Raw genomic sequence first — 17,688 nt, 5'->3', positions numbered from 1 at the left:
CATACTGGCGAAAGGTCTGCCATACTTTATGCAGATTTTTGAACCACGCTAGAGAAAATCCAGCCATCCGATGGCATGATAAAACCACAGAAATAATATTGGGCAACCAGAGGTTGGCCCGAACCGGCTAACGCGAGACGAGTAGAGTAATGAATAAAAGAATCCTGACACTGGCCTTCATTCTGGCAGCCGCACCCCTTGCAGCCTCAGCTGCTTCCGTTTACAAGTGGACCGACGAAAACGGCGTCACCCACTTTGGCGACCGCCAACCGACAGGCCAACAAGCCGAACAGGTCAGCGTCCGCAGCGGGACCTCCTCTGGCAGCCAGGGGCAAAGCCCCCAGGAACAGCTGGAAGAGCTGGAAGCACGCCAGGCAGACGAAGCCGAAAAACGGGAAGAATCTGCCGTTGAAGAAGCCCGTCGCAAACAACGGGAAGCAAACTGCTCAACCGCCCAAAGCAATCTCAGGATTCTTGACCGCAACAGCCGGATCCGGATTGAGGAAGACGGCGAACAACGCTACCTGTCGCCGGAAGAAATTGAAGAGCAACGACAGAAATTCAAGGAGATTGCGGACGAGAATTGCGGCGCCGACAAAGACACTCAGGCAGAGCGCCAAGAGTGACAGGCAAATAAAAAGGGGCGATCAAATGGATCGCCCCTCTGTTCTCAACGCTTATCGAACACCAGCTTGTGTTCCTGTACGGTTCCGTGAATGGTATCTCCGGGAACAAATTCCCCCTGCAACAGGCGCTGTGCCAGCGGATTTTCAATCATGCGCTGGATAGCCCGCTTCAGCGGCCGGGCACCGTAAACCGGATCGTAGCCAACTTCCGCCAGCAGCTCCATGGCAGCGTCGTCCAGCTCCAGCGTCATTTCCTGATCCCGCAGACGCTTGCTCAGGGACTCGATCTGGATTCTTGCAATGCCCTGGATCTGGCTTTCCGCCAGCGGATGGAAAACCACCACTTCATCCACCCGGTTAATGAATTCGGGCCGGAAGTGAGTGCCTACGACGTCCATCACCGCATTCTTCATGGACTCATAGTTTTCCTCACCCGCTTTCTGCTGGATGATGTCCGACCCCAGGTTGGAGGTCATCACGATCACCGTATTACGGAAATCAACCGTTCGGCCCTGCCCGTCCGTCAGGCGACCGTCTTCCAGCACTTGCAGCAAGATATTGAACACATCCGGATGGGCTTTCTCCACCTCATCCAGCAACAGCACTGAATAGGGACGGCGGCGAACGGCTTCGGTCAGGTAACCGCCTTCTTCATACCCTACATAGCCGGGAGGCGCACCGATCAGTCGCGCCACCGAATGCTTCTCCATGAATTCCGACATATCAATTCGCACCATGGCCTCTTCGGTATCAAAGAGGAACGACGCCAGCGCCTTGCACAACTCGGTCTTGCCCACGCCGGTCGGCCCCAGGAACAGGAACGAGCCGTTCGGGCGGTGAGGATCCGACAGGCCGGCACGGGAACGGCGCACGGCATTTGACACCGCTTCCACCGCTTCGTCCTGACCAATCACTCGGCCATGAAGCGCTTCTTCCATGCGCATCAGCTTGTCACGCTCGCCTTCCAGCATCTTGGACACCGGAATACCGGTCCACTTGGAGACAACCTCGGCAATCTCCTCGTCCGTGACCCGGTTGCGGAGCAGTTTCATTTCCATCATTTCCGCCTGGCTGGCCATGTCCAGCTGACGTTCCAGCTCCGGTATCTTGCCGTACTGAAGCTCGGACATCCGGCCAAGATCACCGGCGCGGCGAGCGTTTTCCAGATCAATCCTGGCCTGCTCCAACTGGCTCTTGATCTTCTGGGAGCCGTGCAGCGCGGCCTTTTCAGTGTTCCACACTTCTTCCAGGTCGGCGTACTCGCGCTCAACACCAGAAATCACGTCAGACAGCTCTTCCAAACGTTTTTTCGAAGCGGCATCGGTTTCCTTTTTCAGCGCTTCACGCTCGATCTTGAGCTGAATCAAGCGACGCTCAAGGCGATCCAGCGCCTCGGGTTTGGAGTCCATCTCCATACGGATCTGGCTGGCCGCTTCATCGACCAGATCAATGGCCTTGTCCGGCAACTGACGATCGGTGATGTAGCGATGGGAGAGCTTGGCAGCGGCAATAATCGCCCCGTCGGTCACCTCGACGCCGTGGTGAACCTCGTAACGCTCCTTCAGACCACGCAGGATCGCGATGGTGTCCTCTTCGCTCGGCTCGTTGACCAGGACTTTCTGGAAACGACGCTCAAGGGCGGCGTCTTTCTCGATGTTTTCTCGATACTCGTCCAGGGTCGTGGCGCCCACACAATGCAGCTCGCCCCGAGCCAGGGCCGGCTTGAGCATGTTGCCCGCATCCATGGAGCCTTCCGCCTTGCCAGCGCCCACCATGGTGTGAATCTCATCGATAAACAGAATGATCTGACCTTCCTGCTTCGACAGCTCATTCAACACCGCCTTCAGGCGCTCCTCGAACTCACCGCGAAACTTGGCACCGGCGATCAACGCCCCCATATCCAGGGACAGCACTTTTTTGTCCTTCAGGCCGTCAGGCACCTCTCCGTTCACTATCCGCTGGGCCAGACCTTCGACAATGGCGGTCTTGCCCACACCAGGTTCCCCGATCAGCACCGGGTTGTTCTTGCGACGACGCTGCAGCACCTGAATGGTGCGGCGAATTTCATCATCACGCCCGATCACCGGATCCAGCTTGCCTGCCTCGGCCCGCTCTGTCAGATCAATGGTGTACTTGGACAGAGCCTGACGGCTTTCCTCAGCGGCCGCGTCATTGACAGGCTCGCCACCACGAACCTCATCGATAGCCTTTTCCAGGGCGGCCTTGTCCACGCCCTGCTCCCGCAAAACCCGCCCGAGGGTTCCGCGATCTTCCAGGGCCGCGAGCAGCATCAGCTCACTGGAAATAAACTGATCCTTGCGTTTCTGCGCCAGCTTGTCCGCGATATTGAACAGTCGCCCCATATCGTTGGACATGGAGACATCGCCGGCAGACCCTTTAACTTCGGGCAGTTTCTCGATCTCTCGGGCAGCGGCCTGACGCACACGCCCCGGCTCAACCCCGGCCTGCTTCAGCAGTGGCTTTATGGAACTGGCGTCCTGATCCAGCAACGCCTGCATCAGGTGCACCGGTTCAATAAAATTATGATCCTTACCCACGGCAAGGGACTGCGCATCGGCGAGCGCGGTTTGCAATCGGCTGGTGAGTTTGTCAATTCGCATAATGAGTCTTTCCCCGATTCGATGACCGGATGCCCAAGCGGTATCGCTGACATCCCGTTTGCTTTGACATTAAATGTAGGGGCAACCGGGTGGACTTCAAGCAGGGGGACGGAGAAACTGTCAGAAAATTGACGGGCGTCAGGGGTTATCGGATAACCAGATCATGCTGGCCATGCGGCCTGTCTGGCCATCGCGCCGGTAGGAAAAGAATGTTTGGGGCTCGGAAACAGTACAGCGATCGCCACCGTATACCTGGCTCACGCCGGAGGCTGCCAGGCGCTGCCGGGCAAGAAGGTAGATGTCCGCCATATAGTGACCAGCCCGTGCGCCCCGCTCCGAGAATGCATCAGCAGCGGCGGGATCATAAAGCAGAAACGCATCCCGCACCTCGGCCCCCACTTCAAACTGCTGCGGACCAATGGCGGGGCCGAGCCAGGCCATCAACTCTGCCGGATTGCCTCCCATACCACTCACCAGCTCTTCCAGGACGCCACCACACAGACTACGCCACCCCGCGTGGGCTGCCCCCACCCGCGTACCGGACACATCACAGAGCAACACCGGCAGGCAATCCGCGGTCATAATCACACAGGCGCAACCAGGCTGACCGGTATGGCTGGCGTCGGCTCGCGGCACACCCGTGACCGGCAACGACACCACGTTAGTCCCATGAACCTGATCCAGCCAGCCAACATTGCACAGTTCGATCCCGGCCAAAGCTGCCAGGCGCTGCCGGTTTTCCTGCACATGCTGTGAATCATCACCTACGTGGCTGCCCAGATTCATGGAATCCCACGGCGCCTGGCTGACCCCGCCCATTCGAGTGGTACACACCGCCCTCACATTTGCGGGGGCTGGCCAGTCTGGCGTAATCAACGACCGATCAGAAATCATGACTCTCCAGATCCTTCACATGCTGGCGCAATGCTGCCAGCAAGTGTTCCATATCCTCGGGCAAGGGAACTTCCCAGGTGAGAATCTCGCCGGTCTCCGGATGCTCCAGCGTCAGCTGGCGCGCATGGAGCGCCTGGCGCTGAAACGCTGCAAGTACCTCCCGCAATTCCTCGTTGGTGCCTTTGGGCAGACGCAGCCGGCCACCGTAGAGCGGATCACCAATCAGCGGGTGCTTTACATGGGCCATGTGAACACGGATCTGGTGGGTACGACCGCTCTCCAGCTTGCAGCGAACATGGGTATGCGCCGCGAATCGCTCCACCAACCGATAGTGTGTCACTGCCGGTTTACCGGTCGGCACTACCGCCATCTTCTTACGCTCGCGGGGATGACGACCGATCGGGGCATCCACCGTGGCGCCGCCCGTCAGGGTACCCACCACTACCGCTTCGTATTCACGCCCCATGGTTCGGGTCTGAAGCTGATCCACCAGCGATGTGTGGGCGATCAAACTGCGAGCGACCACCATGATGCCGGAGGTGTCCTTGTCGAGGCGGTGGACAATGCCCGCCCTGGGCAAATTTTCTACTTCCGGGGCGTAATTGAGCAATGCATTGACCAGGGTGCCATCGGCATGGCCAGCAGCAGGATGAACCACCAGTCCGGCCGGCTTATTGATAACCAGCAGATGCTCGTCTTCATAAACCACATCGAGGGTAATGGATTCCGCCTGCCAACTCACCTGGACTTCCGGTTCAGCATCCAGTTCCAAACGGTCATCGAGCATCACCTTGTCCCTCGGCTTGCGGTTTTCACCGTTGACGGTCAAGGCGCCGCTTTTGATCCAGCCCTGCAGACGCGAGCGGGAATGTTCCGGCATCAGTTCTGCCGCGGCCTGATCCAGGCGACGGTCACTCAGCTCCGGCGGAACGGAAAAAGCAGCGGTAATACGGTTTTCAGCAGACATTAAGCCCCCAGGGCCGATGATGTTGTGTTACGTTTCAGTCAGAAATTTTCAATCAAGTTGGCCAGCCACTGCACAACGCACAGGTTCCCCGTTACAATGACCGATCATTCGTTTTTAGTCATTATACGGGATTCCGGCATGAGATCAGTTGTTCGATTATTGCTACTGACCACCACAGCGCTGTTGATCAGTGCCTGTGCTTCCAACAAACAGGAGGAAGTGCTGCCGGAAGAAGCGTATTACGAGACGGCCCGCCAGGCCATGAACTCCGGCAATTTCAACGAGGCGGAACAGAATCTCGATTATCTGGAGACCTACTACCCGTTCGGCCGTTACGCCGAGCAGGCCCAGATGGACCTGATCTATGCCCGCTATCAGAACCTGGACCTGGAAGGTGCGCGGGCAGCCGCTGACCGTTTCCTGCGACTCAACCCGCAAAGCGAACACGCGGATTATGCGCTGTATATGAGGGGGCTGGCCTCCTACAACCTGGACATTGGCCTCGCCGCCCGCTACTTCCCGATTGACGTTTCCGCCCGCGACCCGGGCGAACAACGCCAGGCATTCCGGGACTTCTCAAACCTGCTCAACCGCTACCCTGACAGCGAGTACGCAGCGGACGCGCGACAGCGCATGATTGCCATTCGCAACCGCATGGCCGAGCTGGAAATTCACGCCGCGCGCTACTACATCAAGCGGGAAGCCTATATCGCCGCCAACAACCGGGCTCGCTACGTGATCGAGAACTTCTCCACATCACCGTCCGTGGAGGAGGCGCTGGTGATCCTGGCGGAAACCTTCCGCTTTATGGAGCTCAACAAAGCCGCCGACGACGCTATTGCCCTGCTGGCGAAAAACTACCCCGACAGCAACGCCTTCGATGACAACGGCGAGTTTGCACCCGACCTGCTGAAGCGGGAGAACCGCTCGCTGACCAGCGTGGTTACCTTCGGCCTGATGGGCGACGAGTAACCCCGCAGGGGAACGGGGGCACTCGCCCCTATTTCCCGATCCGCCATCCATTGGTGATCGGATAGCGGCGATCCTTACCAAACCCCCGCTCGGTGATACGTACCCCGATGGGCGCCTGGCGACGTTTATATTCGTTGATATCCACCAGACGAATAACCCGCTCCACATCGGTACGGTCAAACCCCTCGGCCACAATCGCATCCGCACTGAAATCCCGTTCGACATACAGATTCAGTATCTGATCCAGCACATCGTAACCTGGCAGACTGTCCTCATCCTTCTGGTCCGGCGCCAGTTCCGCCGACGGCGGACGCGTAATGACACGTTCCGGTATCACTGACGACAGGGTATTGCGATATTTGGCAAGCCTGAACACCAGAGTCTTGGGCACATCCTTCAACACATCAAAGCCACCGGCCATGTCACCGTACAGAGTGGAATAGCCAACGGCCATCTCACTCTTGTTGCCGGTGGTCAGCACCAGGGATCCGAACTTGTTGGACAGGGACATCAATAACACGCCCCTCAAGCGGGCCTGAAGGTTCTCTTCCGTGGTATCCGGTGTCGTGCCTTCAAACGGTTTCTCCAGAGTCGCCATGAAAGCATCGTACATGGGCTCAATGGAGAAAACATCGTACTGCACACCCAGGGCCGTGGCCTCCGCTTCGGCGTCCTCCAGACTCATGCCCGAGGTGTAGCGAAATGGCATCATGACAGCCCTGACCCGGTCAGATCCCAGGGCGTCCACCGCCACCGCGAGCGTGACCGCCGAATCGATGCCACCGGACAACCCCAGCACAACGGACTTGAAGCCATTCTTGTTGACATAATCCCGCACCCCGAGCACCAGGGCGTTATAAACATTCGCCTCCAGCGACGGCTCCTCGGGCAGCGGCTGTGACACTGGCTGGCATGGGTGCTCACACAGGAAATGCACCGGGAACAACCCTTCAACGAACTGCGGCGCTTCCACGTCCAGCCGGCCGGAATGGTCAAACACCATGGAGCCGCCATCGAAGATCAGCTCGTCCTGACCGCCAATCAGGTTCACGTACACAATGCTCACCCGGTTTTCCCGCGACTTGCGCTCCAGCAGTGCCTTGCGGGAGGCCTGCTTGTCGATATCGTAGGGAGACGCGTTCAGGTTCAGGATCAATTGCGCACCGGCAGCCGCTGCGTCCTCCACCGGACCATCGCTCCAGAGGTCCTCACACACGGTTATCCCGACCTGCACGCCATGGATGGGCATCACCAGCGTCTCACGCCCTTCGGCAAAATACCGCTTCTCATCGAAGACCTGGTAATTCGGTGGGAATTTCTTGAAATAGCGCCCGGTGAGCTCGCCACCTTCAATGACCACCGCCGAGTTGTATAACAGGCCGCTCTGCCGGATAGGAGCACCGATAACGATGGCCGGTTTCAGGTTCGCCGCACACAGGGTGTCCAGCGCCTCACTGACCCGCACCTCCAGGCTTGGTCGCAACAACAGGTCTTCGGGGGGATACCCCGTCAGGCACAACTCCGGAAACACCACAATATCGGCCTGGTGTTCATCATGCGCTTTCTGCGTCGCCTCAATCACCGCCCGGGTGTTGCCCGGAATATCCCCCACCAGGAAATCCAGTTGCGCCATAACCACACACAGTTTTCGCGTTGCCGTGCCAGCGGAGGACGGTTGCTGTGAGACGGACATAAAGACAGCTCCTGTAACTTATTGCCGTTAAAAGGCTATTATAACCCCTCAAAGCAACGGAATTCTCCCGGGAACCCCAACCAATTATGGTAAAAACGGCAACCACGCCCAACCAGAACTGGCCAGACAGCCCCCCGGTCACTCAGCGGGTCAAGCTGTTCCGCATCTACAATCATTATCGTGTGGTCGTCAGCCTGATGCTGGTGGCATTGCTGTTTGTGGATCCGGTGAATTTCGAGACCCGCTTCCGGATGCTGGATTACTATCAGGCCGGGGTTGTCAGCTACTTTGCACTGAACAGCTTTATTGCCCTGCTCATGCTGGCGGGCATGCAGCCCAACCAGCGGCATATAACGCTGTCAGTGCTGCTCGATATTCTCGTCATGCACGGCCTACTGCTGACCAGTACCGGCATCACCAACGGCCTTGCGAATCTGGTCATCGTGTCGGTGGCGGCAGGTAACATCCTCACCCCCAGCCGTATGGGCACCTTCTATGCCGCCCTGGCCGCCATCTGCTCGCTGGGCATTTCCAGTTGGGCAGTGCTGGCACTGGATGCGTCGGGAGATGACATTGTGCGGGCCGGATCTCTGGGTATCCTCTACTTCGCCGCGGCCTTCATACTCCAGAACATTTCCCGACGCATGGTGCGCAGTGAAGCCCTGGCCACCTCCAGAGCCCGCAGCATCGCGGAACTGGAACAGATCAACCGCCAGATCATCCAGCGTATGCGCACCGGGATACTGGTCCTCGATCGCTATGGCCAGATTCGCCTTGCGAACGCTGCGGCAGAGGAACTGCTGTTCGGTGCCCGGAGCGAACAATCTGGGGATGACAACCGGGGGCGCCACCTGCCCCAGCAACTTCGTCTGGGTCTGGAAGACTGGCTCAGGGACCCCTCCCGCAAAACAGAACCCTTCCAGGCCTCACCGACCTCTCCGCTGCTGCAGGTAAACTTCACCCAACTGGACCAGGAGCGCGGCGATCATATCCTCGTATTCATCGACGACATGAGCAAAGTCACCCAGCAGGCCCAACAGATGAAACTGGCCTCCCTCGGCCGGTTAACGGCAGGCATTGCCCATGAAATCCGTAACCCCCTGGGAGCCATAAGCCATGCGGCACAACTGATGGAGGAATCCCCACATCTTGATGAGGGTGATCACCAGATGCTCGACATCATCCGGCGCCATTCCAGACGGGTTAACGGCATTATTGAGAATGTGCTGGACCTGTCCCGCCGGCGTGTTGCCAGCAGCGAACTGCTGGATGTCGCCGCGTGGCTGCGTGAGTTCAGGGACGAATACCTGCAGACACAGGACAACGAACACCAGCCATCGACCGAGATAAAGCTCAATCTTGATGCGGCCATTCCACCGGCGAGGTTTGATAAAAGTCAGATTGAGCAGGTTCTGGTCAATCTCTGTGATAATGGACTGCGTTATAGTGAACAACAAACCGGCAAACGGACGATCGAATTGCACGCCGGCCCCACAGCGGACGGCGAACGGGCTTACCTGGATGTTCGCGATATCGGTCCGGGGATACCGCCGGAGCAGCGATCCTCGGTTTTTGAGCCGTTTTTCACAACTGATAAAAGCGGTACCGGCCTCGGGCTTTATCTGGCCCGGGAACTGTGCGAGGCTAACCAGGCCCATCTTTCCCTGGTGGAAGACGACAAACCCGGATGCTGTTTTCGCATAACCTTTGCCCACCCGGGGCGAATGATTTAATGCCGGTGAACGAAAGCAAAACAATAGGGAACCAAAACCACACAATGACCACTCACACCGCGCTGATTGTAGACGATGAACCGGACATCCGGGATCTTCTGGAAATTACCCTGACCCGCATGGGGATCAACACCCTGACCGCGCCGGACATTACCAGCGCCCGCAAGCTGCTGGAAGAACACCACCCTCATCTCTGCCTGACCGACATGAACCTGCCGGACGGCAACGGTATCGATCTGGTGCACTGGATTCAGCAACATACGCCGTGCACGCCGGTTGCCGTGATCACCGCCTACGGCAATATGGACACCGCCATTGAATCCCTGAAAGCCGGCGCCTTCGACTTTGTCTCCAAGCCAGTAGAGCTTCCACGCTTGCGGGAACTGGTTAATAGCGCACTCAAGCTCTCCGAACCCAAACCGGAGCTGGAGATCGCCCCGGACGAGCCCGGGCTGCTTCTGGGAAACTCGGCTGAAATCAAACGGCTGCGCAACCAGGTCCGCAAGCTCGCCAGAAGCCAGGCACCGGTCTTTATCAGCGGCGAGTCCGGCAGCGGTAAGGAACTGGTGGCGCGGATGATCCACTTGCAGGGGCCACGACGGGAGGGCCCTTTCATTGCGGTTAACTGTGGTGCCATTCCCTCCGAGCTAATGGAAAGTGAGTTCTTCGGTCACAAGAAAGGCAGTTTCACCGGCGCGGTGGACAACAAAGAGGGCCTCTTCCGCACCGCTGACGGCGGCACCCTGTTCCTTGACGAAGTCGCCGACCTGCCCATCGCCATGCAAGTCAAACTGCTCAGGGCGATCCAGGAAAAAGCGGTGCGGCCGGTGGGAGATACCAAAGAAGTGCCCGTGGACATCCGGGTGCTCAGTGCTACCCACAAGAACCTGCCAGAACTGGTGCAGGAGGGTACGTTCCGCCAGGATCTGTTCTACCGTATCAACGTCATTGAGCTGGCCGTGCCACCGCTGCGGGAACGCCCTGATGACATCGCGCTGCTTGCCAACCATATCCTCGAGCGTATTGCCCGTGAATATGAGTGCGAGCCCGCCACCCTGACGCCCGATGCCATAGAGCGCCTCAAGGAATACGAGTTTCCCGGCAACGTCCGTGAACTTGAAAACATACTGGAACGGGCCTTTACCCTGTGCGACAACGACCGGATCGGCGCCTCCGACCTCCACCTGGGCAACGCCCCCACGCCGCCCGGGCTGGGCGGTGCGGCAACCCGTGAAATCACCCGCAATGCCGAACAGGCCGACGTCCCCGATGGTGAGATTGACCTCGAAGGTTACCTGGAAACCATAGAGCGACAAGCCATCGAGAAGGCCCTGGAGGCTACCCGCTGGAACAAGACAGCCGCGGCCAAGCGGCTGGGGATCAGTTTCCGGGCGTTGCGGTATCGGTTGAAGAAGTTGGGGATGGAGTAGTTATCATTCGGAAATCAGTTCTCTCCATCCCAGGCGTCCGCGCAGAGTCTTGTCACCGAACTCCACGACGTTCTCATTGGTAAAGTCCTGGAGATCGCCAACACCACCAGCGGTGTTATCGAACATCACATTGCCCAGTATTCTGGACATGGACAGAACTCCACCGGTGAAATAGAAGCCGGACACCAGCGTGTCAGCATTCGTCACCCGGCCATCCCCATTGGTATCGAATACCTGCTGATCCGGATCCGTTCCGTCGAGATCCACAAACATCCGGAAACTGCCCCCATTGGATGAGCACTCGTTGGTAGGCGGGATCGTGGTATTGAACAGAATCGTGTTGCCACGCACCTGGGGGACCATGATGACCCGCTCCCCGGGAATGGTATCGAAATCAATGTACCAGCCCATGTAGGGTGTATTCTTATCGCCCCAAGTAATCTCATCATCACTGAGGTTGCGAACCACGCCCTCGTCCGTAGTGGACTCGGTAATATCGCGCTCCAGCAGTTGCCCGCTCTCCGTATCGAGATCTGACACCCCGGAATCCCAGATGCCATAAAAAGACTGTGTGGGCGTCGTATTTACGACGTCTCCCTGGTTCAGATACTGCCCGGTACCGAGCAGCACCAGGAGGTTCGGCGCTGTCTGATTGCTGGTCTCTACATAGGGGTTACGCACAACCATAGGCGCAGATGTAATCGGCTGGCCAGCCGGAACGCTAAACAATGGTATAGGCCCTGAATTTTGTCCATTTCCATTATACGCACTGGCCCATTCATCATTGTTCGCATCATACGCAAAGGCCCAGATACGCCCGTCCAGATCGCTGGTATAAATCCGATCCACCAGATTGTCTGCATCCAGGTCGATCAACCGGACATCTGAATTCATGCCACCGGCAGGACCGCTGTCTACCTCAATAAACCAGTAGTCACTGTTCTCAACCCAGGTTCCGTCCAGTCCGCCTTCCAGCCGAAGAATGAACAGTCCGGTCCGGCCACTGGGCGCATCCAGCCCGTTACCAAACACGGCTACCCACTCGTAGCCCGAGCCAAGGTCCGTCAGGATGACGTTGACCGGTTCAATCACATAGCCAAGATCGTCATTAACAAACTCCCAGAGTACGAGATCCTCAGCGTCATTCTCCCCCACGCTGTCAGGCGAAGTAATATCAAGTGCAAACAGCCCCCGCCCACCGGCACGTAAACCGCCAATCAGCAGGCTTCGCCAATTGTCGCCCGTACCATCGTCAACATCGATGTAGGCATCGACGACGGTCGGCGTCAAATCGACGTAATAGCGGTGCAGGTAACCCGGATCGGTGAGGTAATTCAGGCCTTTCCCGGCGCTGTCGCTGAATACCAGATTCGGGACGTAGGCGAACAACTCATCGCCCCCTGTCGCATCCCGGGTAGCCTCAAACGCATGGAGCATACCGTCGTTGGCACCCACATAGACCACCGGCGTGCGCCCGGAAATTGTATCGGAGTACCGGAAGTCAGAATAACGGGCTCCTTCGGCGCCATAGGGGAACTGGTCCGGCCATCCCATCCGCGGCTCATCGACATAGACTGGCGCACTGTGAACAATATCGCCCAGGCGACTGTCTCGTGCACGGAACTGACCGAAAGGAGCTTCCTCGCCGCGATTCCCCCGAAGATAGGCCAGCCGATCAACCGCCAGCTTCTCGGCCGCAGTGGCATCCAGGCTGTCGGTACCCATTAACAAGTCAGCACGCTGCGTTGTCGTCAGGCTTGACCACTGGAACGGCACTCCCTGAGCGGTCACAGGGTTGTACGTAATAATCTCCCGGGCATTCGCATTCAGGTTTCGGCTATCGAGCCGGGCGCCCGCCTCCCACACAACATCACCGATATACGAACCGGCGGCGTTCTGCACCAGACGACCATTGCTGCTGTTCAGGGCTCTTGCGGACAATTGCCCGCTCCAGCGACGACTGTTGAAAATCGCACTGAAAATCAGCGAGTCGGACTCGACCGTTGCACTGCTGAAAGTCACAGCGGCGGCAGCGCCCGACTGATTGTCGATATCTTCCAGCGCGCGGTTCAGGCCGTCTGTGATATCAGTCGGAAGACGGGCGTTATAGATCTCCCCTTTACCATTCACTGTGGCTCGGTATAAATCGTCAATCTGGAACGTTGAAATATTGGGATCATTCACATCATTGACGTCCGGCCATTCCGGCGCACTGGCATGGACATCGTCCACTGAATCGTAGAGCGTACCGTCAATCTGCTGACCATAGACACTACCTTTTGATCCCAGCAACACGCCATAGGTATTCATATGCAGGTTGGAGTTACAATCCAGTCCCGGATAGGGATCATTATCCAGGCACTGGCCCGGTATGCGGACCTGCCCCTTCGGCAGGTCTGTCCTCAAATTGGTGGAATAATAGTTCTCAGCGGTATCCGCCAGCGATGACGAGTCAACCTGGTAATCCGTGGCAAATCCGTCGGTATACATCAGTGTATAGTTGCGCTGGCACTCGTACTGAATGGGCGCATCGACGCCCGTTCGCTGATATTGAGCTCCGGCGTAGTTAAGCGCCCCTCGCAATGGCGCCTCGTTTGTCGCCGGAACGTTGTCATAAGCATGGAAAACCTTTTCCTGCAGAGCCTCGAAGTCACCGTCGCTGCCACGATCACTGGTATCCAGCATATCGGCATTCGTGGTCTGGTCGTTGACGGTCAGAAGGTCGGCGCGAACGCCACTGATCGACTGCAAGGACTCGCCCAACCCGTAACGAATGGACTGATGGCGACGACGGTGGTACTGGAACCAGTTCGAGAAGTTCTGGAGCTCTTCCACGAACGTCCGTTCATAAGCGGTTCCGGGATGGTAAACCCGCTCCTCGTTGACACTGATCTTCTCCAGGCAGCGCCCGTCAGGGGCAAGAGTACCGTCAAAAGCGCTGCCATCGGCACGCTGAAATGTCAGGTTATGTTCAAGCGACCAGTCCTCGATATAGGTTCCATAATGCCCGGGATTGGGGGAAGCGCAGTCATGGTTTTCCGAATCAAACCAGAGACTGTAGGAACCTTCATCGACCGGGACATAATAGGTGGCAGGGGTGTAGGCAACGCATTGGTAGTATACGTCCTGCACAAGATCGTCCGCGAAGTCATCAAAATTCGCGCTCAACTGTTCTGCGGTACAACCAAGCCCCATACTGGATGCATCGGTAAGGCTCATACTTCCATCAGCACTCTCCGACAGTATGGTATTGAGACTTGTCACGCCCTCGGTTGCGATCTTGAGCTGGCTTGCCAGGTTACCGGAAAAGGCAAACGGCAGAATGCGGGTCTCCGCCAGCGGATATGAGTCCTGGCAATACTCAGGTACGTCGGTGCCGAACCAGTCCGACATAAGCTCGGTGAAATCACACCAACCGTCTTCAAAAACGCTCAGAAAGCCGTCGAGAAGCTCGATACCGGCCGTCGTGGCCGCTTCGTCGAAGGTCATTCCGTAGTTTGGGTCCAGCAGCGGATTGCCCAGCACAGCATCGGTGTAAACGCCATTCTGACTCCAGGGACTATAGTCAACGGAAGGGTCATAGTATTGGTCGTTGTAAGTGCTAGAGCGCATAAACCCAAAGGCTTTGATCGGAGGCACCACCAGGTGATCCTGATTCAGTCGCTGCCCATTGTAATAGCGCACCCCGCCGGATTCGGGCGCCAGAAAGGTTTCGAACAGATAACCGTAATTCACACTTCCAATCAATGCGTCGGACCAGCCTAGATAGTCAATGCCGGATCCTTCCAGCAATTGTCCAAACCAGGTGGTCAGGGTTTCGTCATCTGCAGCCCCGGAAGGTGCCCCATCCAGCAACAACTCCAGGTCCATAAGCCTGGAATCGTCCATCACGAACATCACGTTATGCTGGGTACCGGGGCTGATGAAGAGTGGCGTCTGAGCCAGACCGCCAGTGGCAGCATATCCGGATGCCGGCAGCACCAGACAGAAAGCCACGAACACATTACGCGCAAACACTGCCAGCCGTTTATTCATAGCTCACCTGCATAATAGACCTCCACAACCCTGCGGGCGTTTCCGCTGAGTCCTTGTGACATGGCAACGATCCGGAACCCCAGCGGGCGAATATCCCCAGTCGTCATATCCTGTCTGCCAGCCATCACCACATCGGTGACCTGGCTCATTCCCTCAACATCCCCGACCAGTTCAATGTAGTACCTGGGCACCGAAAGGGACTTGGCGCCGAACTCCGCAACCCAGTCATCGTAGGTCTGCTGGGCGGTGAAGGTGTTGGCATCGCTCCAGGTGGACGAAGCATTGGCGTCTGGAGCCGAACCGGCGGCATACAGCGGACCATCCTCATCAAAGTCGGACAACACCACGAGGCCACTATCGATTCTTCGCTCCGCTTCCCGCAGAACCTCCTCGGTCAGCTCGAGCGTCATTTCACCGTCCCGCTGGGCGTTCACCATCAATTCCTGCATGGTGGTCCGCTCCATATTGCTGGAGGCCAGCAACGTCAGGATCAGCAGGATGAGCAGGGTCATCACCAGGGCCGCGCCCTTCTGCCGGCTATAAACTCTCATCAGATTCCCTCCAACGTTCGGTTGCGAATGCTGGCGGTCAATGTGTAGACCCGGTAAAGCGCGCTGTCATCGGCGGTCTGAAGGCCAGTGGCATCACTGGTGCAGTCCAGCCAGCCCGGAAAACAGAACTGCACGGCATCGTCATTCACATCGTCATCTCGGGAACGCACCAACAGACTGACTTTGACTGCCAGGGTCTGGGAAAGCACATCGGCGGCGTTCGCTGCATCTTTTGCGGGAGGGTCCTGCCAACTATCGACCGCACCATCACCGTCGGTGTCCACACCGATATGGGTGCGCATGTCGCGGATGTCGGCGACCAGCTCGACAGGGGTACCCAACTGGTTCGCAGCGCCTCCACTCCCAGCTATCAGGGCGCGTTCGACAACCAGCGAACGCCGTCCATCCGCATCCGCCTGCACCGAGTAGCGCGTCACCGACGGCCGGTATATCTTGGCGTTGTCGGAATACTTTTTTGGCATGTTCGAGCTTTCGTTGCCAGGAGAAATAGCATTTGTACCGTCAGTGCCACCGGTGTTGTGAACAACCAGGTCGTTGCCATTTTCATTAGCCTTGGTGACCTGAAAGATATTAGCGTGTTCACAGTCGCTCACCAGCAGAATGTCTCCACGCTCAAACAGTGACGCATCGCTGACATGGAGCGAGGCAGCATCTGCCGCGGGCACTTTCTCCACCGTCACTTCCGGCGCGCCACCGATACCACGCATGACAATCACGTGGGAACCATCCACAATGGCGTTGTCACTGTCGGCATCCGGGTAAATTTCCAGCCCGCGACTAAAGTCCAGCACGTCATCGGTACCGCTGGAGTTAAGGTTACTCTTCACCGAGGTCGCCTCTGTGATGCACCCCCAGTAATCGGCATTGCGAATTTCCCGCGCCAGAATCATCGCGCCTTCCCGGCCGGATTCCTGAACATTGGACAGGGCCTGACTCATAATGAAGGACTGCTTGTTGGAGACAAAAATCTGTACCAGGCCAGCAGTCAGGATCAATCCCAGGGTCATGGAGACCATCAGCTCAACCAGCGTAAAGCCCAGCTGTTGCGATATCCGGCCTGGCTTGACGTTACACATTGCCCAACCTCGCTCTTAAAACGAACTCATTGGTGCTCTGCTCGGAACCGGTACCCGCACCATCCGCATCCACAAGTTCACGGCCCTCACGCTCCTGCCAACGAATGGTGACGGTTGCCACGCCATTCGCGATCACCACCTGAGCCTCCGAAGCCGGCAGCTCTCGGGCGAGCCTCAGACACCACTGACGCCGATCAACGGCAGCCACATTGCTCGAAGACGGGGTGCCGACAACCGCGACTGCACATTCGTCCGTACCCATGTTATAAGCGTCCCACTGACTCGGATTGGCCCGCATCCGCTCCACCATGTCCGAAGCCAGCAATGTCGCCCGGGTACGGATCTCTGAATTACTGTTCATCTTGAGGGTGAACACCTGCATGCCCGCTACACCAAGCAGGCCAATGGCAAAAATCAGGGTAGCCACCAGAATCTCGATCATGCCCACGCCACGTTGCTGACGAATCATCCGCCACCCCCGCACACAGCGCTTTGGGCCCGGATCTGACCGCCACCATTGATCTCGATTTCCTGGCCATTCGTCTTGCCATCAATGCAGAGAGTCACACGGTAAGCCTGCTCCTCAATCGCGAAACCGGTTCCGCTGAAACCGAAGGGGGCCGTTGACAGGGAAGACGCCGACCCGGTAACGGAAATCGGACCGCTGCTACCTTCGACCACACGGATGATTTCCGAATCACTGCGGTTGCCATCACCATCCGCATCACGCCAGATAGCAATACCCGAAGACCAGGAAGCACCATCCAGTGGAGAGACCCAGACCCTGTCCGCCCTGCGAAGGGCTTCACTCCGGGCCTGATTGATCACGCCAAGCATCTGGTTGGAGGTGGCGGTGAGGCGGTTCTGGTTAATCAGCGAGTACATCGAGGGAATGGCCCAGCCGACAATAATCGCCAGAACCGCAATGGTCACCATCAGTTCAATTAAAGTGAACCCTTTCTGGCTTTTGAGCGTCATATTGAGAAAACTCCCGAATTCACTTCGTTACCGGGAAACCAGATTGAAACCAGATTCAACCCTTATGCAATAGACACTACACTATTAATCG

General features: G+C 57.5%; 13 protein-coding genes. 4 read left to right on the top strand and 9 right to left on the bottom strand.

Features of this window, described 5'->3' with window-relative positions:
* Positions 1-149: 149 nt before the first annotated feature.
* Positions 150-626 carry a DUF4124 domain-containing protein gene (locus EHN06_RS04710; protein ID WP_127330630.1) on the top strand — a complete coding sequence of 159 codons (477 nt, stop codon included), beginning with the start codon at positions 150-152 and terminating at the stop codon, positions 624-626.
* 44 nt (positions 627-670) lie between these two features.
* On the opposite strand, the gene clpB is transcribed toward EHN06_RS04710, so the two are convergent.
* The 3 genes from clpB to rluD all read right to left on the bottom strand — a co-directional run bounded on the left by clpB (position 671) and on the right by rluD (position 5,108).
* Positions 671-3,247, bottom strand: coding sequence for an ATP-dependent chaperone ClpB (gene clpB / locus EHN06_RS04705; RefSeq protein ID WP_127330628.1), 2,577 nt, complete (start codon positions 3,245-3,247; stop codon positions 671-673).
* 138 nt (positions 3,248-3,385) lie between these two features.
* A complete protein-coding gene (gene pgeF / locus EHN06_RS04700) occupies positions 3,386-4,141 on the bottom strand; it encodes a peptidoglycan editing factor PgeF (RefSeq protein WP_127330626.1) in 756 nt (251 codons plus the stop codon).
* The gene (gene rluD / locus EHN06_RS04695; protein ID WP_127330624.1) at positions 4,131-5,108 is read right to left on the bottom strand and encodes a 23S rRNA pseudouridine(1911/1915/1917) synthase RluD; all 978 of its coding nucleotides are present in this window, start codon (positions 5,106-5,108) and stop codon (positions 4,131-4,133) included. Before rluD ends, pgeF begins: the two co-directional genes overlap by 11 nt.
* Positions 5,109-5,246: 138 nt before the next feature.
* On the opposite strand from rluD, the gene EHN06_RS04690 reads away from it, so the two are divergent.
* On the top strand, positions 5,247-6,080 hold the full coding sequence (locus EHN06_RS04690; RefSeq protein ID WP_127330622.1) for an outer membrane protein assembly factor BamD: 834 nt from the start codon (positions 5,247-5,249) through the stop codon (positions 6,078-6,080).
* 28 nt (positions 6,081-6,108) lie between these two features.
* Here the strand turns inward: EHN06_RS04690 and EHN06_RS04685 are convergent, their stop codons facing one another.
* Positions 6,109-7,773, bottom strand: coding sequence for an NAD+ synthase (locus EHN06_RS04685; protein ID WP_127330620.1), 1,665 nt, complete (start codon positions 7,771-7,773; stop codon positions 6,109-6,111).
* An 86-nt stretch (positions 7,774-7,859) separates the two neighbouring features.
* Between EHN06_RS04685 and EHN06_RS04680 the strand changes: the two genes are divergently transcribed.
* Positions 7,860-9,506 (top strand): sensor histidine kinase, encoded by a 1,647-nt coding sequence (locus tag EHN06_RS04680; protein WP_127330618.1) that lies wholly within the window; start codon positions 7,860-7,862, stop codon positions 9,504-9,506.
* Positions 9,507-9,550: 44 nt separating this feature from the next.
* Positions 9,551-10,936 (top strand): sigma-54-dependent transcriptional regulator, encoded by a 1,386-nt coding sequence (locus tag EHN06_RS04675; RefSeq protein WP_127330616.1) that lies wholly within the window; start codon positions 9,551-9,553, stop codon positions 10,934-10,936.
* Positions 10,937-10,939: 3 nt separating this feature from the next.
* Here EHN06_RS04675 and EHN06_RS04670 read toward each other — a convergent pair whose 3' ends face one another.
* From EHN06_RS04670 to EHN06_RS04650, 5 genes are read right to left on the bottom strand one after another with little or no spacing between them, the layout of a single operon-like run.
* Entirely contained in the window at positions 10,940-14,971 is a 4,032-nt protein-coding gene (locus EHN06_RS04670; RefSeq protein WP_127330614.1) for a pilus assembly protein, read from the bottom strand.
* Positions 14,968-15,522: a pilus assembly PilX family protein gene (locus EHN06_RS04665; protein WP_127330612.1), complete on the bottom strand. Its 555-nt coding sequence runs from the start codon at positions 15,520-15,522 to the stop codon at positions 14,968-14,970. The genes EHN06_RS04670 and EHN06_RS04665 overlap by 4 nt, the downstream gene beginning before the upstream one ends.
* Positions 15,522-16,619 carry a PilW family protein gene (locus EHN06_RS04660; RefSeq protein ID WP_127334347.1) on the bottom strand — a complete coding sequence of 366 codons (1,098 nt, stop codon included), beginning with the start codon at positions 16,617-16,619 and terminating at the stop codon, positions 15,522-15,524. The genes EHN06_RS04665 and EHN06_RS04660 overlap by 1 nt, the downstream gene beginning before the upstream one ends.
* Positions 16,612-17,088, bottom strand: a complete 477-nt coding sequence (gene pilV, locus EHN06_RS04655) for a type IV pilus modification protein PilV (protein WP_127330610.1) — start codon at positions 17,086-17,088, stop codon at positions 16,612-16,614. The genes EHN06_RS04660 and pilV overlap by 8 nt, the downstream gene beginning before the upstream one ends.
* Positions 17,085-17,597 carry a GspH/FimT family pseudopilin gene (locus tag EHN06_RS04650; RefSeq protein ID WP_127334346.1) on the bottom strand — a complete coding sequence of 171 codons (513 nt, stop codon included), beginning with the start codon at positions 17,595-17,597 and terminating at the stop codon, positions 17,085-17,087. The genes pilV and EHN06_RS04650 overlap by 4 nt, the downstream gene beginning before the upstream one ends.
* Positions 17,598-17,688: the final 91 nt, after the last annotated feature.

This window comes from Marinobacter sp. NP-4(2019) (assembly GCF_003994855.1).
In the GTDB taxonomy this organism is placed as follows: Bacteria; Pseudomonadota; Gammaproteobacteria; order Pseudomonadales; family Oleiphilaceae; genus Marinobacter.
This window is presented reverse-complemented; position numbering and strand designations above follow the sequence as displayed.

Coding starts and splice junctions, on each gene's coding strand:
- rluD (WP_127330624.1), bottom strand. CDS start 5,108: ATGTCTGCTGAAAACCGTATTACCGCTGCTTTTTCCGTTCCGCCGGAG.
- EHN06_RS04680 (WP_127330618.1), top strand. CDS start 7,860: ATGGTAAAAACGGCAACCACGCCCAACCAGAACTGGCCAGACAGCCCC.
- pgeF (WP_127330626.1), bottom strand. CDS start 4,141: ATGATTTCTGATCGGTCGTTGATTACGCCAGACTGGCCAGCCCCCGCA.
- EHN06_RS04670 (WP_127330614.1), bottom strand. CDS start 14,971: ATGAATAAACGGCTGGCAGTGTTTGCGCGTAATGTGTTCGTGGCTTTC.
- EHN06_RS04665 (WP_127330612.1), bottom strand. CDS start 15,522: ATGAGAGTTTATAGCCGGCAGAAGGGCGCGGCCCTGGTGATGACCCTG.
- EHN06_RS04690 (WP_127330622.1), top strand. CDS start 5,247: ATGAGATCAGTTGTTCGATTATTGCTACTGACCACCACAGCGCTGTTG.
- EHN06_RS04675 (WP_127330616.1), top strand. CDS start 9,551: ATGACCACTCACACCGCGCTGATTGTAGACGATGAACCGGACATCCGG.
- EHN06_RS04710 (WP_127330630.1), top strand. CDS start 150: ATGAATAAAAGAATCCTGACACTGGCCTTCATTCTGGCAGCCGCACCC.
- EHN06_RS04650 (WP_127334346.1), bottom strand. CDS start 17,597: ATGACGCTCAAAAGCCAGAAAGGGTTCACTTTAATTGAACTGATGGTG.
- pilV (WP_127330610.1), bottom strand. CDS start 17,088: ATGATTCGTCAGCAACGTGGCGTGGGCATGATCGAGATTCTGGTGGCT.
- EHN06_RS04685 (WP_127330620.1), bottom strand. CDS start 7,773: ATGTCCGTCTCACAGCAACCGTCCTCCGCTGGCACGGCAACGCGAAAA.
- clpB (WP_127330628.1), bottom strand. CDS start 3,247: ATGCGAATTGACAAACTCACCAGCCGATTGCAAACCGCGCTCGCCGAT.
- EHN06_RS04660 (WP_127334347.1), bottom strand. CDS start 16,619: ATGTGTAACGTCAAGCCAGGCCGGATATCGCAACAGCTGGGCTTTACG.